The organism is Piscinibacter sp., assembly GCF_050175855.1.
Classification (GTDB): Bacteria; Pseudomonadota; Gammaproteobacteria; order Burkholderiales; family Burkholderiaceae_C; genus Piscinibacter.
In genome coordinates this window covers 1-3,265 of the sequence record NZ_JBFXIO010000491.1, presented here as the reverse complement: position 1 = coordinate 3,265, position 3,265 = coordinate 1, and the positions used below count along the sequence as shown (strand labels likewise).

Annotated in this window: 5 protein-coding genes; 2 read left to right on the top strand and 3 right to left on the bottom strand. The window is 71.9% G+C overall.

Annotated elements, in window-relative coordinates; translation table 11 throughout:
- Both AB7U92_RS24495 and AB7U92_RS24490 read right to left on the bottom strand, forming a co-directional pair.
- On the bottom strand, positions 1–199 hold a 199-nt coding region (locus AB7U92_RS24495; protein WP_428583040.1), incomplete at its 3' end, for a BTH_I0359 family protein.
- Between the two features lie 76 nt (positions 200–275).
- Positions 276–1,382 carry a DUF3108 domain-containing protein gene (locus tag AB7U92_RS24490; protein ID WP_428583042.1) on the bottom strand — a complete coding sequence of 369 codons (1,107 nt, stop codon included), beginning with the start codon at positions 1,380–1,382 and terminating at the stop codon, positions 276–278.
- Between the two features lie 41 nt (positions 1,383–1,423).
- Here AB7U92_RS24490 and AB7U92_RS24485 point away from each other — a divergent pair, with 41 nt between their 5' ends.
- Positions 1,424–2,410: a fumarylacetoacetate hydrolase family protein gene (locus tag AB7U92_RS24485; RefSeq protein ID WP_428583038.1), complete on the top strand. Its 987-nt coding sequence runs from the start codon at positions 1,424–1,426 to the stop codon at positions 2,408–2,410.
- A gap of 3 nt (positions 2,411–2,413) precedes the next feature.
- Here AB7U92_RS24485 and AB7U92_RS24480 read toward each other — a convergent pair whose 3' ends face one another.
- A complete protein-coding gene (locus tag AB7U92_RS24480) occupies positions 2,414–2,827 on the bottom strand; it encodes a VOC family protein (protein WP_428583036.1) in 414 nt (137 codons plus the stop codon).
- Positions 2,828–2,847: 20 nt separating this feature from the next.
- Between AB7U92_RS24480 and AB7U92_RS24475 the strand changes: the two genes are divergently transcribed.
- On the top strand, positions 2,848–3,265 hold a 418-nt coding region (locus tag AB7U92_RS24475; RefSeq protein WP_428583034.1), incomplete at its 3' end, for a retropepsin-like aspartic protease family protein.

The window sequence follows — 3,265 nt, the reverse complement described above, 5'->3', positions numbered from 1 at the left end:
CCTCCGAAGGGCCGGTCTCGATCAGGGCCTGAACGCCCTGCTTGAAGCTCTCGGCCAGCGCGCCCTGGATGAAGATCTCCTTGCGCGCGAACTTGTCGACGATCTCGTAGCCGCCGCGGTTCAGCGTCCCTTCGCCCTGCGGCGCGGGAACATCGAACGAGACGACGGCGAAACTGTCGGAGTTGTAGAGCATCTGCATGGGGGACTCTCCTGATCCCGACATGGGGCCGGGCCGGTCGGACTTCAAGACGTCACGGCCGGAGGCGGGCCCGCGTTCAGGGGACGAGCTCGCGCAGGCGCAGCTCCAGCCGGTCTTCGTCGCCGCTGCCCATCGCGGCGCGCACCGGCAGGTGGTGACGCGCCGGGTCCAGCCACACCTCGACGCGGGTGTCGTAGGGGTGGCGCGGCTCGCGCAGCAGGCGCACCGTCTCGATGGGCTCGGCGAACAGCGTCAGCGTCTCGGGGCCGAGGCTGCGGAAGGCCCAGGTGGAGGCGTCGCCGCGCGCGCCGACCACCTGCAGCACGATGCGCTCGCCGGCGGCCAGCCGCTGCGGCTCGGCCTGCGCCACTGCGGCCAGTTGCACCATCCAGCTCAGCCGGTCCTGCACGCCGGGCTGCCAGGGCACCTCGTGCGAGGGGCCGGAGAAGCGGATGCGGCCGGCCTCGCGCTCGAAGTTCGCCGCCACCATCGGGCGGCGGGCGCGCTGGTCGGTGAAGCGTTCGGGGACGAGGCCGTGGGCATCGAGCGCCCCGCTGCTGTCCTGCGTCAGCACGTTCAGCCCCATCACCGACCCTTCCAGCCGCAGGCCGTAGCGGCCGGCCTCGGGGCGCCAGTGCAGGTCGCCGCTGCCGCTCAGGCGGCCTCGGCGCAGTTCGTAGCGGAGTGTCAGCGGCGGCGGCAGCTGCGTGGCGTACAGCGGCGGCGGGGCGCCTTCGGCATCGCTCGCAGCCGAGGCGGCCGGCGCGGGCGACGCAGCTTCGGCCTGCATCGGAGCCGAGGCCGCAGGCTCGGGCGGGGGCGCGCCTTGCACCAGCGGCGGCACGTCGAGCACCGGCTCCGAGGGCGGCGCGGGCAGGTCGGCCGGGTCGACCACCGGCTGCGCCGCGGGCACCGCCGCAGCCGCCTCGCGCCGAGGCCGCGGCGGCGGTACCGGTTGGCGCGCGGGCTGGGCGGCCGCTGCCGGGGCCGCGGGCGGCGGTTCGGCACGGGCCAGCTGCGGCGCGGGCAACGTGCGCACCAGCACGGCACTGGTCGGCGGCGGCTCGGCCACCGGCACGGCGAACTCCACGCCGCCGAGCAGCAGCAGGTGCGCGGCCAGGGTCAGCGACGCCAGCGCGGCGAAGGCGCCGCGGTGGCGCGGCTCAAGCCCGGCCGACAGCATCGACAATCGCCCCTTTCCTGCTTCCCGTTTCCGCCCACCGCATGAAACTCGCCACCTACAAGGATGGATCGCGCGACGGCCAGCTCGTCGTGGTCTCGCGCGACCTCTCGACCGCGCACTATGCCAGCGGCATCGCCACGCGACTGCAGCAGGTGCTGGACGACTGGAACTTCCTCAGCCCGCAGCTGGAGGACCTGTACCAGACGCTCAACCATGGCAAAGCGCGCCATGCCTTCGCCTTCGAGGCGCAGAAGTGCATGGCGCCACTGCCACGCGCCTTCCAGTGGGCCGACGGCTCGGCCTTCATCAACCACGTGGAACTGGTGCGCAAGGCGCGCGGCGCCGAGGTGCCGGAGAGCTTCTACACCGACCCGCTGATGTACCAGGGCGGCAGCGACGACTTCCTCGGCCCCACCGACGACATCGTGGTGCCCAGCGAGGAGTTCGGCATCGACTTCGAGGCCGAGGTCGCGGTGATCACCGGCGACGTGCCCATGGGCTGCACGCCCGACGCCGCGCTGGAGGGCATCCGCCTGCTGATGCTGGCCAACGACGTCTCGTTGCGCAACCTGATCCCCGCCGAGCTGGCCAAGGGCTTCGGCTTCTTCCAGAGCAAGCCGGCCACCGCCTTCAGCCCGGTGGCCTGCACGCCCGACGAGCTCGGCGCCGCCTGGCAGGGCGGGCGGGTGCACCTGAACCTGGAGTCGGTGTGGAACGGCAAGCGCGTCGGCCTGTGCAGCGCCGGCGAGGAGATGACCTTCCACTTCGGCCAGCTGATCGCGCACATCGGCAAGACGCGCAACGTGCGCGCCGGCAGCATCGTCGGCAGCGGCACGGTGAGCAACAAGGACTGGTCGCGCGGCTACAGCTGCATTGCCGAGAAGCGCGCCATCGAGACGATCGAGAGCGGCGCGCCGAAGACCGAGTTCATGCGCTACGGCGACACCATCCGCATCGAGATGAAGGGCGCCGATGGGCAGAGCCTGTTCGGTGCCATCGAGCAGAAAGTGGCGCCGACGGCCGGCTGACGTTCAGGTCTCGTAGGTCTGGTCCAGCGACTCGAAGCCCTTGACCTCGATCGGGTTGCCGCTCGGGTCGCGGAAGAACATGGTCCACTGCTCTCCCGGCTGGCCGGGAAAGCGCAGCTGCGGCTCCAGCACGAACTCGGTGCCGGCGGCGCGCAGGCGATCGGCCAGCGCCTGCCAGTCGGCGCGCTGCAGCACCAGGCCCAGGTGCGGCATGGGCACCAGCTTGTCGCCGACGCGGCCGGTGTTCGTGGTGGCGAACGGTTCGCCCAGGTGCAGCGAGATCTGGTGGCCGAAGAAGTCGAAGTCGACCCAGGTGTCGGTGCTGCGGCCTTCGCGGCAGCCGAGCACGCCACCATAGAAGCGGCGCGCGGCGTCGAGGTCGGTCACATGGTAGGCGAGGTGGAACAGGGCTTTCATGGTCGTGGCATCGTAGCGGGATGAGCTCTGAGCTGCCGCGCACCTTCAAGATCACCACCGTCTGGCTGCTGATCGGCCTGACCTTGTTCCTCGGCATCCAGTGGTGGCAGCACCGCGCGCAGCAGCTGCGCTTCACGGTGGCCGACGAGCTGATCGAGATCCGCCGCGGGCCCGACGGCCACTACCACTGGCCGGGCTTCATCGAGGGCCGTGCGGTCGACTTCCTGGTCGACACGGGTGCCACCGGCACCGCCATCCCGGCCGCGCTGGCGCGCGAGCTGCGGCTGGAGGCGATCGGCACGGTGCAGTCGAGCACCGCCGGCGGCGTGGTGACGGGCGAGGTGATGCGCGCCGACGTCGAGCTGCGCGGCGGCATTCGCGCCGAACGCCTGCGCGTGGTGGCCCTGGCCGGCCTGCACGACAGGCCGCTGCTGGGCA